This window comes from Amycolatopsis sp. NPDC031561, assembly GCF_055580625.1.
Genome location: NZ_JBVILA010000006.1, coordinates 228118 through 245381, shown reverse-complemented (window position 1 = coordinate 245381; position 17264 = coordinate 228118). Strand labels below are relative to the sequence as shown.

The window sequence follows — 17264 nt, the reverse complement described above, 5'->3', positions numbered from 1 at the left end:
CCCGAACATGGCACGTTCGACGGCTGACGGGTCGGCTCTTTTCACCCGCCAGGTGTCCCCGAGTCGTGACTGAAACGGGCCCGGAACGGGTAATCCTCACTTCAGGTATCCGTCTGGGGAAGGCAGGGCCGAATGCCGGACAGCAGCCGAGGCACGACCGTGGAGGAAAGATTGCCCTCGCCACCTCGCGGGGCCGCCGGCCTGGGAGAAACCAGGTGCTGGTTCAGGAGCGTCCTGGAACGTCACCATCCGGGTGCGTCCGCCGACCTGACCGATGACGCGGCACTGGTGCTCGGCGAGCTGGTGACGAACGCGGTGGTCCATGGGCATGCCTGCCGGGCGGTCACCGTGGGGCTGACCGCGGACCGTCTGCGCATGGAGATCGACGACGCGAATCCAAGGCTGGCGTACGCGGGGGAGGACGCGGGGCTCGGCCTCCGGCTCGTCGCCAGAGGTGCGGCCAGATGGGGGCAGCGGTGTGGTCCCGAAGGCAAGACGGTCTGGGCGGAGCTACCGCTCAGGCAGGCCGGACCGCCGAGCAGCGGGAACCAGAGGGTTTGACCCGGACGATCCGAGGTACTTCCTGAGCATGGGCGATGAAGTCGGGGTATCGACGGCCGAAACGGCGATGACCGGGGCCGTCGACGAATCACTCTGGATCAGGCGTGTTCTCCTGGCCGTCGGGGTGGGCGGAGTGGTCGCCTTGCTCGCTTGGCTGGCGCTGTGGCTGGCCATCAACCTCTGACTCGGCGCGGTCGAGCCGCTGGTGGTCAATAGCTACGGATCCTCATCTATCGCTTCCGGCCTGGCTGAGGCACCTCTGCCCGGCAAAGCTGGGATCGTGTCGAAGCGATTCGAGGATCCCGCGACCGTTGCCACCCTCGGGCCACACTACTTACGAGACCGCATGGTGGCCGGCGTGCTTCACCGGATGGCGAGCATGGCGGACGTCGCCCCCTACCTGCGGGGGCCGTCACGCGTGGCCGCGATCCGGCTGACCGGCGAGGTCCTTTCCCGCTGCCTCGACGCGCTCGAGCCGGAAGGGAGCCTCAGTGGCGGTGACGACGCGCTGCGGCCTCGCGCGGGGGAACCCGCCGCGGTCAGGGCAGTGCTGGCCAGGGTGCTGGGCCGGTTCGCCTGGGAACAGCTGACCGAGGTCATCGGCCCGTTCGAGGTGCCGCCGCTCGCCGTGTGCCGGTCCGCGGAGGTGCTGTTCGACAGTCTCGTCGAGTTGGCCCGCCCGGCGCCGCATTAAATGAGGACCCTTAGAGAAATCCCGAACAAGAGGTTCGCGCTTAGAGTCGGTTCATGAACGGCGCGACAGCGGATTTCGTCGCAGGGCCCGCGCGGGCGATCGCCCGGTGTCCCGCCTTCGCCGTGGTCGAGGGCGAACCGGGTTCCGGGCGGACGCGGCTGCTCGACGAGCTCACCCGGCGCGAGACCGAGGACAGTGCCCTGGTCCGGGTTCGCTGCGCCCGACGCCGGCGGCCCGTCCCACTCGGCCCGATGCTCGAAGCGCTGAGCGCCGACCTCCGCCGGTGGACCACGGTCGCTCCGCTCCTGTCGCCGCTCGCCGGTGTTCTCCGGCCGTTCCTGCCGGAACTGACCCAGGTGCTCCCCGAGGTGCCTGCCGACACGACCGGTCGTCACCTGGTGTTCCGGGCGCTGCGGGAACTGCTGACCGCGCACGACCGCACCGTGCTGCTCGTCGATGACGCCGACGAGGCCGACGAGGAAACCCAAGACCTCCTCAGGTTCCTGGCGGACCACCCCTCTCCACGGCTGGCCGTCGTCGCCACCACGGCGATTCGGGCGCATCGGCCGGGACCGGGGGAGTCCTGGTGGCCTCCGAGGTCGGGAGTGACCGCGAGACTCACGCTGGCGCCGCTGGAGCCCGACGAGGTCGTGTCACTGGCAGGTTCCCGGGAACTCGGCGAACTGGTCCATCGCCGGACCGGTGGCGTGCGCGGTGCCGTGCACGCGGTCCTCGAAACGCCTGGTGCGCCCGTGCCCCGGGCCTGGGCCGACGCGCTCGCGGCCAGGTTCGCGAAGGCGGAGCCGGGCTGTGCCGCGATCGCCGAGGCGGCCGTGGTCTTCGGCCGCCCGGCCGGGGGCGCCGAGCTGGCCGCCGTGTCCGGTTTGGCCTCTGACGCCATCGACGACGCGCTGCTTTCCGCTCTCGACGAGGGATTCCTGCGAGACCTGGGAAGGGGCCGGTACGCCGCACGCAGCCCCCTCGCGGCGGAGGTCATCCTCACCGCTGTCCCCGGCCCCCGCCGATGCCGCCTGCACGGTCGCGTCGCACGTTTCCTTGCCGGTTCGAGCGAACCGGACGCGCCGAAAATCGCACAGCACCATCGGGCGGCCGGAGAACTCGCCGAATGGGTGCGCTGGACCTCGGAAGCGGTCGACAGAGCGGTGGCCGAGGGCAAACCGGACGAAGCCGTGCGCCTGCTCGAAACCGCGCTCGGCGACGAGGGACTTTCCCGCGCGGACCGGGAAAACTTCGCGGTCAGGCTCAGCAGGGGGACGGCCTACGAGCTGATCAAGGAGCCGACGGTCCGGTTGCTCCGCACGGCGGTGCGGGAGTGGCCGATGAGCAAGACCGCCCGCGGCGAGATCCGGATCAATCTCGGCCGGGTGCTGATCAACCAGGCCGGGCAGATCGACGCCGGCCGCTCGGAAATCCAGCTCGCCGTCGCCGACCTCTCCGACCACCGCGCGCTGCTCGCGCGCGGCCTGGTCACGCTGGCGCTTCCGCACCTCGGCGCGGTCCCGGTCGAAGAGAACCTGCGCTGGCTCGATCAGGCCGAGCGCGCCAGCCACGGCCTTCGTGACGTCGAACTGCTCGCCGCGGTCACCGCGAACCGGATGTCCAGCCGGATGCAGGTCGCCGATCCCGGTGTCTGGCAGGACGTCGGCACGCTCCCGGACTCGCCGCGGTCGGCCGATGTGCGCCGCCAGGTCAGCCGGACCTACATCAACCTCGCCGACGCGGCGGCGTGGAACGGCTACTACCCGGTGGCCAGGTCGTATCTCGCGACGGCACGACGGCTGATCCAGGACGAGCACCAGTCGTATCTGGAGGCCTTGGCCGCGGGCACCGATCTGCGGCTCGATGTCGTCATGGGCCTCTGGGCAGGAGTGGACACCGAAGCCCGTGAGCTGGTCGCACGAGTGGGCGAAGACAGTTCCCTGGCGGCCGAACCGCTGCTGGCACTGGGCTGGTACCACTTCGGCCGTGGGCAGCGGGCGGCGGCCCTGCGCGATTTCGACGCCGCTTTCGGTCTTTCGGCGGGCAGTGTTCCCCTCCAGGCCTCGTCGTTCGCGGGACGGGCGGCGGTCCGGTTGGCCGCCAAGGATCTCCCGGGGGCGCGTCGTCTCGTCGAGTACGGGCTGGAGAACGTCCGCCGCAAGAACAACTGGGTGTGGGCGGCCGAACTGCTTCCGCTGGCCGTCCGGATCCTGCTCGGGGAGCACGAGACCGAAGCCGCCGAAGCGTGGCTGGCCGAATACCAGGAAGGGATCGTCGGCCGCGACGCGCCGCTCGCCCACGCGGCGGACCTGTTCTGCCAAGGTCTGCTCGCCCGGCCCCGCCCCGCCGAAGCCGCCGAACTGTTCAGTCGCTCGGCCCGGTCGTATCAAGCCTTGCCTCGGCCTTACGCGGCCGCGGGCGCGGAGGAACTCGCCGGGGAGTGCTACGCCGAACTCGGCGAGCACGAACGGGTGCTGGGCGCGCTCACCTCCGCCGAGACGACTTACCGGGCGCTGGACTCCCTCGCCGACGCGCAGCGATGCCGAAGGGCTCTGGCGGCTCACGATCCGGACGTGCCGCGGCGTGGTCGTCGAGGCTACGGCAAAGCGCTGTCACCCCGTGAACTCGAGGTCGTCGTCCTGGCCGCGCAGAACCTCACCAATCGCGAGATCGCCGAACGCCTGTTCCTCTCCGCGCGCACCGTCGAGGTCCATCTCGGCCGGGCGTTGTGCAAACTCGATCTGCCTTCGCGTGCCGTCCTGAGTGAAGAATTGTTGCGCGACCGGATCGCCGCGTCGAAAACCGCCTGAATTGTGTGGTTCAATCAGGCTCGGTCTTTTCATGTCCGCGCCGATTGATGAGGTCCCTTACTTTTTCGGCATACGGGTCGAATTAATTCGAGCTTGTTCGAGCTGTCGCGACTTGCGACAAAAGCGCAGGTGGCGGGCCTGTGAATTTAATGGGTAGTCCATCGTGGACAACCACTATTGTTCTCGCCGTCGGAAAAATTCACTGTTGTCACAGCGCCGTGGTCGCCCTCGCTCTCTCCCCGCCCGGCGCCGATTCCCCACCTTCAGGAGTATGCCGATGCGTGAACGTTTCCGTCCCCGACGGGCCTTGGCCTTGGCCACGGCCCTGTCCGCCGCCGTCCTCGTCCTCCCGGCCACCGCCTCCGCGGGCGAACAGGCCGTGCTGAAAGGTGGCCCGGACGCCATCCCGGGTGCCTACCTCGTCACGTTCGAACCCGGCCGGGCCGGCACCGCCGACGCCCACTCGCTGGCCTCCGGCTACGGCGCGCAGGTCACCCGCACCTACGACGCGGCCCTGCGCGGCTTCGCCGGTCGCATGACGGAGGGGCAGGCCCGCAGACTCGCGGCGGACCCGGCCGTCGCGTCGGTCGAGCAGGACTCGACGGCCCGCGCCACCGACACCCAGAACGACCCCACCTGGGGCCTGGACCGGATCGATCAGAAAGACCTGCCGCTGGACAAGAAGTACGACTACGCCAACAAGGGCGACGGTGCCACCGTCTACGTCCTGGACACCGGGACCGACTACCGGCAGTCCGAGTTCGGTGGCCGCGCGAGCAGTGGTTACGACTTCGTCGACAGTGACAACGACGCCTCCGACTGCCACGGTCACGGCACGCACGTCGCGGGCACCGTCGGCAGCACGACCTATGGTGTCGCCAAGGGCGTGAAGATCGTCGCCGTCCGCGTGCTCGGCTGCAACTCCAGCTCGCCGTGGTCGACGGTCGTCTCCGGTATCGACTGGGTCACCAAGAACGCCAAGAAACCCGCGGTGCTCACGATGAGCATCGGGGGCGGTGTGACGTCCACTGTGGACCAGGCGGTGCAGGGCGCGGTCCGGGCGGGGATCACCGTCACGGTCGCCGCGGGCAACGAAGGGCAGGACGCCTGCAACGTCTCACCCGCCCGCACGCCGGAGGCGATCACGGTCGCGGCCAGCGACGCGCAGGACAAGCGGTCGATCTTCAACTCGTCCCAGTCGTCGAACTACGGAACCTGCACCGACCTGTTCGGGCCGGGCAGCAACATCACCTCGACCCGCAACGGCGGCGGCACGCAGCAGATGAGCGGCACGTCGATGGCCACCCCGCACGTCGCCGGCGCGGCCGCGCTGTACCTGACCGCGAATCCGTCGGCCACCCCGGCGCAGGTCACCAAGGCGCTGCTCGACAACACCACCCCTGGCAAGATCTCCGATGTCAAGGGCTCGCCGAACAAGCTGCTGTACACCGGTTTCCTCGGCGGCGGCACGCCGAATCCGCCGTCCTGCGCGGGTGGCAGCAGCACCGACGACGTCGCGATCCCGGACGCCGGTGACGCCGTGTCCAGCACCGTGACCATCGGCTCCTGCGATGCCAAGGGCACGTCGGGCACCTCGGTCGCCGTGGCGATCAAGCACGCGTACTCGGGCGACTTGAAGATCGACCTCGTGACGCCGAGCGGCAAGGTCGTCAACCTCAAGCAGGCCGGTGGTGAAAGCACGATCGACCTCTCCAAGACCTACACCGTCGACACGTCGGGCGAGAACCGTTCCGGCGACTGGAAGCTGCGTGTCCAGGACGTCTACCGCTTCGACGCGGGCGTCATCGACAGCTTCGGCCTGACCTTCTGATTTCCCTCCCTGTGAAAGGAACCACCGTGCAGAGAAAAAGAATCCTGGGCCTGTTGGCGCTGGGTGTGACGGCGCTGTCGATCCCCATCGCCGGCGGAACCGCGGGGGCGGCGCCCCAGCGGACCGCGTCGGCGATCGCTCCGACCGGCGACGTCCGGATCCCCGACGGCGCCCACGCCCAGGGCATCGGCGGCGTGCCCGCCTCGGTGAAGGACTACCCGTTCGCCATCGCCGCCCTGCGTGAAGGCGGGTCGCGTCCCAAGGGGCAGAGCTGCAGCGGCTCGGTCGTGGCACCCCGCAAGGTGATGGTCGCGGCGCACTGCAAGGAACTGGCGGGCGAGAAGTCCGTCCTTTATGGACTCGACGACCTGAAGAGCACCGGCGGCACGCAGCTCAAGGCCGTCGACTACCAGCTCCACCCGCGGTTCACCCAGCCCTGGAACGGTTACGACGTCGCGATCATCACCACCGACGCCGACATCCCCGTCCCCGCGGGCGGCTACGCCAAGGTCGCCACCTCGGCCGACACCGGCCTGGAGACCCCGGGCAAGGACGGCTTCAGCCTGGGCTACGGCAAGAAGACCCAGAGCGACAGCCCCGCCGACGTCACCCTGCAGAAGCTGACCCTGCCGATCGTCAACCCGAACCAGTGCACCGGGGTGGAGAACGGTGTAGACCCGGCGACGATGATCTGCGCGGGCTACTCCGACGGCCGCAAGACCGTCCTGCCCGGCGACAGTGGCGGCCCGTTCGTCGTCAACGGCGTGGTCGTCGGCATCACCTCGTGGAGCCGCAGCGACTTCAAGTGGTACAGCGTCTACAGTCGCCTGAACAACGAGATGGGCGACTGGGTCAAGGAGCAGATCGGCGAAGCCCCCAGCGCCGACAAGTTCACCCTCGCCGCGTCGCCGGGTTCGGCGAAGGTCGACCCCGGCAAGTACGTCTCGACGTCGATCACGAGCAAGCCGGGCAAGAACGGCACCGAGGACGTCGCGCTGACCGCGTCCGGACTGCCCGATGGCGCCAAGGCGACCTTCCAGCCGTCGACCATCAAGTCCGGTGACACGGCGAAGCTGACGATCGAGACCGCGGCGAACACGCCCGAGCGGGACTACACGATCACCGTCTCCGGCAAGGGGAACACCGACACCGCGACCACCACGCTGACGCTGACCGTCGGCAAGGGCGGCAGCGAGCCGGGCGACCTCAAGGTGACCCTCAACCCCGCGTCGGGCACCGCGCGGCCGGGTTCCATGGTCAGCACGAAGGTGTCCGTGACCGGCGGCAGCGGCTCCATCACGCTCTCGGCCTCCGGTTCCGGTCTGCCGTTCGCGCCGTTCTTCAACCCGCAGACCATCTCCAGCGGCGGTACCTCGACGATGCAGGTCTTCCCGCCGTTCCAGACCGGGACGTACCCGATCACCGTGACGGCGAAGGACGGCTCCGGCAAGACCTCGACCGCCACGTACACGCTCACCGTCCAGTGACCACGACGACCACGGAGGTGATCCACCATGCGTAACTCTCGAAAACTCCTGCTGGCACTGGGCGCACTGACGCCGCTGCTGGCGCTCGGCGCCGGGAACGCCGTCGCCGCGGAGGCCGAAGGTGTAGTGGTGCAGGCGAAACAGCACTACGGCGACCAGTACATCGTGGTGCTCAAGGACGGCCTCGCGACCGCGCAGGCGTCGTCCGCCTCGCTGACCCAGCGCTTCGGCGGCGAGGTCCGGTCCACCTGGTCGGCCGCGCTGAACGGCTTCTCGGTCAAGAAGATGACCGAGAAGCAGGCCCGGCGGCTCGCGGCCGATCCGTCGGTCAAGGCGGTCTACCAGGACGGCACGGCCCGCGGCACCGAAACCCAGGCCAACCCGACCTGGGGTCTGGACCGCGTCGACCAGAAAACCCTGCCGCTGGACAAGAAGTACACCTACAACAACAGCGGTGAAGGAGTCACCGCGTACGACCTCGACAGCGGCATCAACCCCGGCAACCCGGAGTACGAAGGCCGGGCGAGCCTCGGCAAGGACTTCATGGGCGGCGACGGCAAGGACTGCCACGGCCACGGCAGTCACACCGCCGGCACCCTCGGCAGCAAGACCTACGGGGTCGCCAAGAAGGTCAAGATCGTCGGGCTGAAGGTGCTGGGCTGCGACAACTCAGGGCCCGACTCGGGCATCATCGACGCCGTCGACTGGGTGACGGCCAACGCGGTGAAGCCGGCCGTGGCGAACATGAGCCTCGGTATGGACGCACCGGGGGTCGGCGACGACGCGGTCAAGAAGTCGATCGCGTCGGGCGTCGTCTACGGTGTCGCGGCGGGCAACGCCTCGACCGACGCCTGCAACACCAGCCCCGCGCGGGTGCCGGAAGCCATCACGGTGAACGCGACGGACTCCGGCGACAACCGTTCGTCGTTCTCGAACTACGGAAGCTGCACGGACATCTTCGCCCCGGGCACCAACATCACCTCGTTGAGCCCGAGCAACGGCGGGTCCGCCGGGATGAGCGGGACCTCGATGGCGACACCGCACGTCGTCGGCGCGGCCGCGCTCTACCTGGCGGCCAACCCGTCCGCGACACCGAAACAGGTCCGGGACGCGCTGGTGAACAACGCTTCCGACGGTGTCGTCAAGAACCCGGGCAGCGGTTCGCTGAACAAACTGCTCAACGTCTCGTTCATCGGCGGCGGTGGCCCGGGGCCGAAGTGCGGTGCGAAGTCGAACACCACTCCGGTCGCCATCCCGGACGCCGGTGCCGCCGTGACGAGTGCGGTGACACAGGACGGCTGTGACGGCAGGGCGTCCTCGACGCTGCCGGTCAAGGTGGACATCTCGCACACCTACACCGCGGACCTGGTGCTCGACCTGATCGGGCCGAGCGGGAAGGCGTACCGGCTCAAGGGCTCCGGTGGAGTCGGTGCGGCGGGCGGTGTCCACGAGACGTACACGGTGGACGCCTCCGGCGAGAACGCCAACGGCACCTGGAAGCTGAGCGCCCAGGACGTCTACCGGTTCGACACCGGCTCGGTCGACGGGTTCACCGTCACGTTCTGACCCGGGGGCGAGGAAACGAGGTGGGACCGGACTTGGCGACCGGTCCCACCTCCCTGGGCATAGCCTTACCGCTTGTTCTCGGGCTACAACGCAGGTGTCCTTTCACGGGTAGCGCCGGATGAGGGGAACTTTGAGGGACCCAGAGTCCTTCAAGGAGTCCTTCACGGACTCCGCGGTCCCGACTTGACCGGGAGGTCGTGAGCGTTAAACGTCGTTCTAACGCTCCTTATCGCTCACGACCCCCGCGCGGAACCGCGTGAAGCACTCAAATCGGGCATCAGGACCCGTCTTGAGCAGTCGCGAGATCAGACGATGACCTCACCGCGTCAGGCGCGGCGGAAGCTGTGCACCACGAACTGGGTCTTGGCGACCTGCTTGCCCGGTCCGAGCACGAACGACGGGCCGTTGCACGAGGAGCCGTTGTACATCCGGATGCTGTAGCCGGTGCGGCTGACCGCGGAGTTGTAGTGCTTGTCCGGGTAGCAGTGAGTGTTCTTGTCGAAATACCCCGCCGAGCTCTTCGTGCCGGTGTAGTTGAGCCCCGACCACAGGCACAGATCCGAGGTGCAGCTCGGCGCCGCCATCGCGGTCGCGGGCGCGATCACCGTCGCCGCGAGCGCGATGCCGGCGGCCAGCAGGGTCGTCAGGCGATACTTGCGACTCATCGTCGTCCCTCCTGAGCGGGCACTCTGCCCGATTCGGCAGGAGCGTAGCTTCGGCATCGCCCGGCGAGGCGGTGTAGTTGCCCAACGGTGACCTTCTCGGGGTGTCAGCCGATCCGTCCCGGTACCGGTGGGCCGGTGAAGTCCACGTCGAGGTGGGTGATCAGGCCGTCCACACCGGACAGGTAGGTGGCTCGCATCGCGACGTCGGCCGTGTCGCCGGCCCGGGCGGTGCCGGGTCCGGGAATGAAGTCCGTGTCGCCCAGTGCGACGAAACGCACGGCGAGGTCCGCCACGGTCTCTCGGCCGTCCGGGGAAATGCGAACGCCTTTCGGCACCAGCACCTCGAACAGCGCCTCGTGGACGGTCCGGAACCAGGTGAGGGATTCGGCCCTGCCGGTGAAGGTGGCCACCGGGAACCGGACACGGATGTCCTCGGCGTAGAACTCACGGTGCACCAGGTCCCAGTCCTGGCCGTTGAAAGCCGCGACATAGCGCAGATATCGGGGAAGGTCCATCATGGCCTCCAGCCACTGTCCGGGATCCGTACGGTGAACGCGCCACAGCTGAAACTCAGCCCGAAGGCGACGACCAGTCCCGTCCCCGGCTCGCGGTGGACCGGGTCGGCGAACATCAGGGGCACCGAACAGCCGAGAGTGTTCCCGTGATCGCGCAGAATCCGGTAGGAGGACGCGGCTTCCGGCCCGTCCGGGGCGACGCCGAATTCGGTGCAGAGGCCGTCCAGGATGCGGCGGCTGCCGGTGTGCAGGAGCATCAGCCCCGCCTCCGACGGCGAGGAGAGCCCGCTGGAACCTCCGGCCAGCAAAGACCGCACGGTGCTGACCGCGTAGTGCGTCCCGCGCGGGGTGACCTGCTGGCTGAGCGTGTAGAGACGCCGCCCGTGCACGACCGGGATGTCCGAGCCTCCGTCCGGCACGGTGCCGAGTTCCGCGTCCTCCGGACGTTCGTTCGTCAGATGCGCCACCGGCCCGAATGTCGGTCCCGCACCTTCGCCGCCCAGCAGCATCGCCACCGCGGCGTCACCGAAGAGGAAGCCGTGCATGGCGTTCACCGTGTCCTGGCGGTCCGTCGCCTCGCTGAAGTGCCCGTACTCCCCGGGCAGCGGGGGCGAGAGCGGGGTGATCGCGTCCATGAAGCAGACCAGGACGCGCTTGCCGGGCTCGGCGTTGAGAAACCACCGTGCCGTGTCCACCGCTTTCGCCATCGCCGAACACCCCAGGTACTCGAGGCTGAGAGCGACAGCCTCGCGGGGGATCTCCGGGACCGAAGCGAACAGGTCGCAGACCAGGCTCGGCAGCAACCTCCCCGGGCTACTGGTGACACCGAGCACCAGGCCGATGGTGGCGGGATCGATGCCCGCTTTCGCCAGGCAGCCGCGCACCGCGCGGGTGGCCAGTTCCGACGCGGTGATCTCGAATTCGGGTTCGGCCCCGGCAAAGAGCACGTCGGGGTAGTTCGCCAGCACCGAGTGGCGGGTCCGCACACCCAGATCGCTCAGCATCGCGACCAGCCTGGGGCTGAAACGGTCGCCCGCCGAGGCCAGCAGGTCGGCCGTGGACCATCGAGAGGACGGCAGTTCGGCCGAGACGGCCAGCAGGCACGGGTCGGGCATCGGGCGCCTCCACGAACAGCGGTGGATCATGGTCGGTCTCCGGGTCATGATGGATGATCCGGACGCGAGTACACGGCGCCTCACGTGATCGAGGTACTAATGGACACGGTTTCCTGTCCGCCGGTGCCTTCGGCGTGGGGGATACGCGATCCCGGTGAACGTGCTTCGATGTGGGCGATGAGGCGGATGGCGGGCGAAGGCGAGGGCCGGCTGCGGGCACTGACGAGCTACGTCGGTCGTGCGGAGGACGAGGACGAAGTGCGACGGCTGCTCGGCATGGGCCGTCTGGTCACTTTGACCGGTGCCGGCGGCGTGGGCAAGACCCGGCTGGCCGCCCAGGTGGCCAGTTCGCTGACCCGTGACTTCCCCGGAGGCGTGGCCGTCGCGGGTTTGGGCGAACTACGGGACGAACGACTGGTCGCGCGCGCCGTCGCCGACAGTCTCGGTCTGCACGACACGGCGGGTCGTACGGACCTGGAGGCCGTGGTGTCGTACCTCCGGCCCCGGCGATCGCTGCTGTTGCTGGACAACTGCGAGCACCTGCCGGTCGGTAGTGCCGACCTGGTCGCCGCACTGCTTCGCGACTGCCGGGATCTGGTGGTCCTGGCCACCAGCCGGTGCTCGCTGGGCCTCGACGGCGAGCACATCCTGGCGATCCAGCCCCTTTCCGTTCCACCCGAGGAGGTCGGCACGCCCCAGGAGGCGCTCACGTTCGACGCGGTGCGGCTGTTCGCGGAACGAGCCATGAGCGTTCTGCCCTCGTTCGAGGTCACCGAAGGCAACGCCGCGTCCGTGGTCCGGCTCTGCCGTCGCCTGGACGGCCTGCCGCTGGCGATCGAACTGGCCGCGGCACGCGTTCGCGTCCTGTCGCCGTCGCAGATCGCCGACCTGGTCGAACAGGGCTCGGGGGTGCTGGTCACCGGTCTCCGGCTCCCCGTGGAGCGGCATCGGACGCTGCGGGCCACGCTCGAGTGGAGTCATTCCCTGTGCACCGCCGACGAGCGAGCCGCCTGGGCGTGCTGCTCGGTCTTCGCCGGGCACTTCGATCTGTCCGCGGCCGAGGCCGTCTGCGGCAGGCCAGGGAACGAGGTACTGGACGCCGTCGCCGGTCTCGTCGACAAGTCGGTGCTGATCCGCGTCGACGGAGCGGACAAGGTCCACTATCGGATGCTCCGGTTGCTTCGTGAATTCGGCGGCCGGCTGCTCGCCGAATCCGGCGATGAGCCAGCGGTGGCCGGGAGGCATCGTGATCACTACGCCGAGTTGATCGAGCAGGCCGCCGGCGCCTGGTTCGGACCGGGACAGGACGAGGCGTTCGAGCGCATGACCGCGGCGCACGCCGACGTCCGGGAAGCGTTGTCGTGGTCGTTGCGGACGCCGGGCGAAGGGGAGGCGGCGTTGACGATGGCGACCGCCCTGATCGAGTACTGGGTGGCTCGCGGAGCCGCGTGGGAGGTACGCGACTGGATCGATCGCGCGCTCGACGTAGTCCCTCCGGAGGCCCCAGGCCGTGCCCGCGGCTTGGCGATCGCTTCTCTCTGCGCCGCGCTGCACGCGGACCTCCCGCTCGCCAAGGAGCGACTGACCGCGGCGAAGGCGGTCGAGGACGACGAGGCGGCGCCGTACCTCGCCCACGCCCGGGCATTCGTGTTGATGCTGTCGGCCGAGCCGGATTCGAGCGTCCACGCCGCGGCCGCTGTCCGGATCTTCCGCGAGCGGGGCGACGCACGACGTCAGATGCACCCCCTGTTCATCCAGGGAGTCGCGCTGGCCTATCGGGGAGACCTGCCAGGAGCGCGAAAACTGCTGGGTTCGATGCGCAGGCTGTGCGAGGAGGCGGGGGAGGACCGCTACCGTTCGATGGCGTTGTTCGGCCTGGGTGTCGCAGAGGTCTGCTTCGGCGGCGACGTCGACGAAGGCGAACGATCCATCCGTACGGCACTGGAGATCGACCTTCGTGGGTCGGACGTGCTGTCCGCGGCGTACCGGGTGGACGGTCTGGCCTGGGTTTCCGCCCGGCGCGGACAGTGGACGCGGGCGGCGGGTCTGTTCGGAACGGCCGCGACACTCTGGGATCGCTGCGGTGCCGAGCCCGACGTGGCCGTGTCGACGGCCCACCGGGAGTTTCGCGAAGCCACCCGAAAAGCTCTGGGAGACGACGAATTCGACGTCTCCTTCAGCGAAGGGCGGCAGAGGAGTCCTCACGACGCGCTGAGCGGCACGAGCGCGCGCCGGGACGACGGTACCGAGGGTGTCCTGCCGCCGCTGACACCGCGCGAGTCGGAGATCGCGCGGCTGGTCGCGGCCGGGATGAGCAACCGGGAGATCGCGGCACGGCTGGTCATCGCCCGCCGCACCGTGGAGACGCATCTGCAGCACATCTCGAACAAACTCGACTTCGCCAACCGGACCCAGCTGGCCGTCTGGGTCGAGAACCGGGCCCGTGGCGGGCCGCGGTGACCCGGAGGCCACCGCGGCCGGGGTGCTCAGGTGAGTGGACACGTTCCCTGGTAGGCGGCGATCTTCGGGTCGTTCGCCGGGAGGGGGCACAGGAACTGGTCGTACCTGGTGTCTTCGTCCACGAAGCGCTTCAGCCACGAAATGCTGTATTTGGCGATGGTCACGTTCGGTTTCGTCGGCACCATGTGCCCGGCGCCCGAGAGCAGCATGTACGCCTTGTTCAACGACGCGGGAAGGCTTTGGTAGAACGGGCGGGAATGCGCACCGTCCGGTGCGATGAAATCGTTCTGAGCACTGACGACGAAGGTGGGGACCTTCAGGTCGGAGAAGATCGTGTTCGGATTCCAGCCCGTCAAGGGAATGGCCGCCTTCAGGGTGGGGGCCTTCTGCGCGGCGATCAGGGAACCACCGCCGCCCATCGAATGCCCCATGACGGCCAGCCGGTTCGAATCCACCCGGCTCCTGGCCTGGCTCTTGTCCGTGACGTAGCGCAGGGCCGCGAGCAGCTGCTCCGATCGGACGTCCGGGGTGTCCCAGGTGCTCGTGGTCGAGAACGTGATGACCACGAAGCCCTGTGACGCCAGCCGCGGGCCGTACCAGGCGACGGCGGCCTCGGTTTCGAGAAAGCCGGGTGCGATCGCGATCGCACCGAAAGTGCCTTGGTCCGTGGCGGTCGGATAGTGGATCGTCCCGCCGCCGAATCCCTGCCCGGACGGGACCTTCTCGGTCGCGATCCGGAACGACCCGAGGGCCGCCTCGACAGTGGCTTTCGTCGGAGCAGGCCCTCGAGCGTAAGGACTGTCCTCGGCGGTCGCCGCCGACGCGACTCCGGTGACGGGCAGCCCCGATGTTGCCGGCATGGCCACCAGCAGTGCGATCACCGCACCCGCGATCGCGGCGGTCCATTGTGGTCGACGCTTCATTGCGCATGTCCTCTCGGAAGAACCGCTCCGACGCAGGAACGGTGTTCCAGGTATAGAGGAACGCATTCGCCTGAACGTCGTGGAAAACACGTACCGGCGGAAATCGGATTCTCGCGGTGGGGAATCGCGCGCACCAGTGACAGTCCGCCCGGGAGGAATTGGCATTCAGGCGCGGTGCCCGCCCGGGTCGTTCAGCTCGCCGTTCCCGTCGCCGTGATGGACGGCAACGCGCGGTCGGTGTCGGCGATCCTGGTGAACCTCGCCATCAGGGGTGCCAATACCGGTGACATGAGTGCTTTGTCGGCTGCTCTGCACAACGCCAGGCCGAACCGGGTCCGGGGGAAGGCGAACGGTTTGATCCAGCGGGGGAGTCCCTGGACGTCGTCGACGAGTGGCCGCATCCAGTTCTCGTAGGCCGTGAGGCCGGGGGTGAGGGAGCCGGATCCGGTGCCGGACAGGCAGGCGGCGAGGACGTAGCCGCTGACGAGCGCGAGCGAGGCGCCGCCGCCACCCATCGGGGTCACGCACCAGGCGGCGTCACCGGCCAGGCACACCCGCCCGCGGTGCCAGACCGGCATGCGGATCTGGGTGAGATGGTCGAAGTAGACGTCGTCGGAGCCGTCGAACCCGTCCAGGATCCGGGGCGCTTCCCAGCCCACGCCGGAGAAGCGGTCGCGGAGCCGGGTCAGCGCCTCGGCCCGGCCGAGCCGGGTCGGGTCTTCGGCCTCCGTGCAGGCGAGGATGGCGCGCGTGGTGCCGTGGTGGTCCGGGCGCAGGTGGACCTGCCGTCCGCCGACCGTGGTGTACCAGCGCCATCGGCTGTCGTCGCCGGTGGTGCGCGGGATGGTGCCGAAGACCATGGTGATGCCCAGCGCGCGGCGGTCGACCTGGCCCTCGAAGAGCAGGTCGCGGGTGGTGGAGCGGACCCCTTCGGCGACGACCAGCAGGTCGGCGCGCAGGACCCGGCCGGCGCTCGTGGTCACGGTGACCGCGTCGCCCTCCTCCCGGACCGCGGCGATGGGATCGCCGTACCCGATCTCGACTCCCTCGGGAAGCTGTCGCAGGATCGTGCCGGCGAGATCGCCGCGCAGGATTTCGAGTTCGGCGGTCGCGCCGTCGGAGGGCAGTTCCACCAGCACTTCGCCGGAAGCGTCCACGAAGACGGTGCCGGTCTCAGTGGTGTTCTGCGCTTTCACCGCGTCGGTCAGGCCCATCCTGGCGAGCACCTCGCGGCCGACACCGCGGACGTCGACGTTCTGCCCGCCGTTGCGGAACGCCGTCGCCCGCTCCAGCACGGTCACCTCCCAGCCGGTGCGCCGAAGCCAGAAAGCGGCAGAAAGTCCGGCGATGCTCGCGCCGGACACCACGGCATGTCGAATGGTCATCCGAGTTCCCCTGTCGGTAGCCGTCATAGTAGCTTTACTGCAAAGCTACTATGGTGCAAAGGAGGTCGCATGGCCGATGTCGACCCGTTGACCGAAAACTGGACACCGATCCAGATCGAGGTGATGCAGCGGCTTCGAGACTGGGCGGTCGGCTTCGGTGAACTGCACCGGCATCTCGCCGTCTGGATGCGGCTGCCCGTTTCGGACGCCAACGCGCTGGGCCAGATCACCTGGGCCGCCGAGGCGGGCACACCGCTCTCGCCGGCGGAACTGTCCCGGCAGATCGCCATGACCACCGGTGCCACCACGATTCTGCTGAACCGGCTCGAAAGCGCCGGTCATGTCCAGCGCAGCCGTGAGAGCAGCGACCGTCGCCGGGTCACCCTGCGCCCGACCCCCGCCGCGCGGGAACACGCCCGCCGGTTCCTCGCCTTCGCCGGGACCGAGATCGCGGCCACGCTCCACGCCGCCGACCCCGAGGAACTCCGTGTCGTCACCAGGTTCCTGTCGAAGATCGCCGAGGCGACGGAGAACGCCAACCGGCGATTGGAGCCGTGAATGGGCGCCGCGGTTGGCGCCGGTGTGCTTGCGCGCCGTACTGTGAAAGTGCCGTTCGACCGAAGTGAGGGGACAAGATGTTCTGGACCATCCTGGGCTGGATTCTGTTCGGCCTGATCGCCGGGTTCATCGCGCGAGCCCTGGTCCCGGGCAAGGACGACATCGGCCTGCTGCGGACGATCGTGCTGGGTGTGGTCGGCTCGGTCGTGGGCGGCCTGTTGTTCGGCCTGCTCACGGTCGGCATCCGCGGTTTCCAGCCCGCCGGGTGGATCGGGTCGGTCATCGGCGCGGTGATCGTGCTGGTCATCTACAACAAGGTGACCGGCCGCAAGAGCCGTCGCTCCTGACTGTCCTTAAGGGACACTTTTGTGGTGCAGGTGTCCCGTTTAGGTGCTTCGCGTGCTTTGTGTCAGGGGTCGTGAGTGGCAATGCCGGTTCTATTGAGGGGAAGGGCAAACGGGGCGTGCTCGTGCCGTTTGCGGTGTTGGTTGTGGGGCGGGTTTTGTGAAGGTCTCGTTCGCAACGGTGAAGGTTGGGAACGTGGCTTTCGGGACACTGTTGTTCTGGGTGACGCTGTTCCTGGCCGGGGTTGAAGGTTCAAACTGTGTGGGTCGCACCAGTCGCCCGGGGTGTCGCGAAAGCCACTTTCGGGACATCAGACACCGCGCAAAAGGATTTCTCCACACAGAACCCC

General features: G+C 68.6%; 15 protein-coding genes. 10 read left to right on the top strand and 5 right to left on the bottom strand.

Annotation, left to right across the window (positions count from 1 at the left end; genetic code table 11):
* The first annotated feature begins 171 nt into the window (after positions 1-171).
* The 7 genes from ACZ5IK_RS16465 to ACZ5IK_RS16435 all read left to right on the top strand — a co-directional run bounded on the left by ACZ5IK_RS16465 (position 172) and on the right by ACZ5IK_RS16435 (position 8949).
* The gene (locus ACZ5IK_RS16465; protein WP_465488424.1) at positions 172-561 is read left to right on the top strand and encodes an ATP-binding protein; all 390 of its coding nucleotides are present in this window, start codon (positions 172-174) and stop codon (positions 559-561) included.
* 28 nt (positions 562-589) lie between these two features.
* Positions 590-745 carry a hypothetical protein gene (locus ACZ5IK_RS16460; protein WP_158255813.1) on the top strand — a complete coding sequence of 52 codons (156 nt, stop codon included), beginning with the start codon at positions 590-592 and terminating at the stop codon, positions 743-745.
* Positions 746-907: 162 nt separating this feature from the next.
* Entirely contained in the window at positions 908-1255 is a 348-nt protein-coding gene (locus ACZ5IK_RS16455; RefSeq protein WP_465488423.1) for a hypothetical protein, read from the top strand.
* Positions 1256-1308: 53 nt separating this feature from the next.
* Complete coding sequence (locus tag ACZ5IK_RS16450) at positions 1309-4065, top strand: AAA family ATPase (RefSeq protein WP_465488422.1); 2757 nt, start codon at positions 1309-1311, stop codon at positions 4063-4065.
* 277 nt (positions 4066-4342) lie between these two features.
* The gene (locus ACZ5IK_RS16445; RefSeq protein WP_465488421.1) at positions 4343-5896 is read left to right on the top strand and encodes a S8 family peptidase; all 1554 of its coding nucleotides are present in this window, start codon (positions 4343-4345) and stop codon (positions 5894-5896) included.
* A 26-nt stretch (positions 5897-5922) separates the two neighbouring features.
* Positions 5923-7383, top strand: a complete 1461-nt coding sequence (locus ACZ5IK_RS16440) for a trypsin-like serine protease (protein WP_465488420.1) — start codon at positions 5923-5925, stop codon at positions 7381-7383.
* A gap of 27 nt (positions 7384-7410) precedes the next feature.
* Positions 7411-8949 carry a S8 family peptidase gene (locus ACZ5IK_RS16435; RefSeq protein WP_465488419.1) on the top strand — a complete coding sequence of 513 codons (1539 nt, stop codon included), beginning with the start codon at positions 7411-7413 and terminating at the stop codon, positions 8947-8949.
* A gap of 326 nt (positions 8950-9275) precedes the next feature.
* Here the strand turns inward: ACZ5IK_RS16435 and ACZ5IK_RS16430 are convergent, their stop codons facing one another.
* The 3 genes from ACZ5IK_RS16430 to ACZ5IK_RS16420 form a co-directional block, all read right to left on the bottom strand.
* Positions 9276-9614: a peptidase inhibitor family I36 protein gene (locus ACZ5IK_RS16430; protein WP_465488418.1), complete on the bottom strand. Its 339-nt coding sequence runs from the start codon at positions 9612-9614 to the stop codon at positions 9276-9278.
* A 104-nt stretch (positions 9615-9718) separates the two neighbouring features.
* Complete coding sequence (locus ACZ5IK_RS16425) at positions 9719-10129, bottom strand: nuclear transport factor 2 family protein (protein ID WP_465488417.1); 411 nt, start codon at positions 10127-10129, stop codon at positions 9719-9721.
* Entirely contained in the window at positions 10129-11244 is a 1116-nt protein-coding gene (locus tag ACZ5IK_RS16420) for a 3-oxoacyl-[acyl-carrier-protein] synthase III C-terminal domain-containing protein (protein WP_465488416.1), read from the bottom strand. The genes ACZ5IK_RS16425 and ACZ5IK_RS16420 overlap by 1 nt, the downstream gene beginning before the upstream one ends.
* A 168-nt stretch (positions 11245-11412) precedes the next feature.
* On the opposite strand from ACZ5IK_RS16420, the gene ACZ5IK_RS16415 reads away from it, so the two are divergent.
* Complete coding sequence (locus ACZ5IK_RS16415; RefSeq protein ID WP_465488415.1) at positions 11413-13704, top strand: ATP-binding protein; 2292 nt, start codon at positions 11413-11415, stop codon at positions 13702-13704.
* 26 nt (positions 13705-13730) lie between these two features.
* Here ACZ5IK_RS16415 and ACZ5IK_RS16410 read toward each other — a convergent pair whose 3' ends face one another.
* Both ACZ5IK_RS16410 and ACZ5IK_RS16405 read right to left on the bottom strand, forming a co-directional pair.
* Positions 13731-14627, bottom strand: a complete 897-nt coding sequence (locus ACZ5IK_RS16410; protein WP_465488414.1) for a poly(ethylene terephthalate) hydrolase family protein — start codon at positions 14625-14627, stop codon at positions 13731-13733.
* Between the two features lie 191 nt (positions 14628-14818).
* Entirely contained in the window at positions 14819-16012 is a 1194-nt protein-coding gene (locus tag ACZ5IK_RS16405) for an FAD-dependent oxidoreductase (RefSeq protein WP_465488413.1), read from the bottom strand.
* Between the two features lie 69 nt (positions 16013-16081).
* Here ACZ5IK_RS16405 and ACZ5IK_RS16400 point away from each other — a divergent pair, with 69 nt between their 5' ends.
* Positions 16082-16570 carry a MarR family winged helix-turn-helix transcriptional regulator gene (locus ACZ5IK_RS16400; protein ID WP_465488412.1) on the top strand — a complete coding sequence of 163 codons (489 nt, stop codon included), beginning with the start codon at positions 16082-16084 and terminating at the stop codon, positions 16568-16570.
* A gap of 77 nt (positions 16571-16647) precedes the next feature.
* Positions 16648-16917 (top strand): GlsB/YeaQ/YmgE family stress response membrane protein, encoded by a 270-nt coding sequence (locus ACZ5IK_RS16395; RefSeq protein WP_101607254.1) that lies wholly within the window; start codon positions 16648-16650, stop codon positions 16915-16917.
* The last annotated feature ends 347 nt before the right edge of the window (positions 16918-17264 follow it).